The following is a 730-nucleotide window of genomic DNA, read 5'->3' as shown; positions in this document are numbered from 1 at the left end:
GGGGAATTCAGATGAAAGAAAACAAATATGATGATAATATATTTTTTCAAAAATACAGTCAAATGAGTCGCTCACAGCAGGGACTAGCCGGTGCAGGAGAATGGGAAACATTGAGAAAGCTGCTGCCGGATTTTAAAGATAAGCGTGTGCTTGATTTAGGATGCGGCTATGGATGGCACTGTATTTATGCGATGGAACACGGTGCTTCTTCTGTTGTAGGTGTTGATATTTCTCATAAAATGCTCGAGGTAGCCAAAGAAAAAACACATTTTCCACAGGTTGAATATAAATGCTGTGCTATAGAAGATGTGGAATTCCCAGAGGAGAGTTTTGATGTAATATTAAGTTCACTTGCGTTTCACTATGTAGCAGATTATGAGATTTTAGTAAAAAAGATATATAGAATACTGAAGTCTGGTGGTAAGCTAGTTTTTACGGTTGAACATCCTGTTTTTACTGCCTATGGAACACAAGACTGGCATTATAACGAAAAAGGAGAAATACTGCATTTTCCAGTGGATAATTATTATTATGAGGGCAAACGGACAGCTGTATTTTTGGGAGAAAAGGTTACAAAATATCATAGAACACTGACCACATATCTAAATACGCTGCTTTCAAATGGTTTTATAATAAATCAGATTGTGGAGCCACAGCCGCCGGAAAACATGATGGATATTCCGGGGATGCAGGATGAAATGCGCCGTCCCATGATGCTGATTGTATCGGC

Annotated in this window: 1 protein-coding gene; it reads left to right on the top strand. The window is 38.6% G+C overall.

Annotated features, from left to right (window positions below):
- Window positions 1-11 precede the first annotated feature (11 nt).
- Window positions 12-730, top strand: a 719-nt coding sequence (locus HMPREF2794_RS15740; RefSeq protein ID WP_070751864.1) for a class I SAM-dependent methyltransferase, incomplete at its 3' end; no start/stop codon positions are given.

This window comes from Bacteroides sp. HMSC067B03 (assembly GCF_001811315.1).
In the GTDB taxonomy this organism is placed as follows: Bacteria; Bacteroidota; Bacteroidia; order Bacteroidales; family Bacteroidaceae; genus Bacteroides; species Bacteroides faecis.
This window is presented reverse-complemented; position numbering and strand designations above follow the sequence as displayed.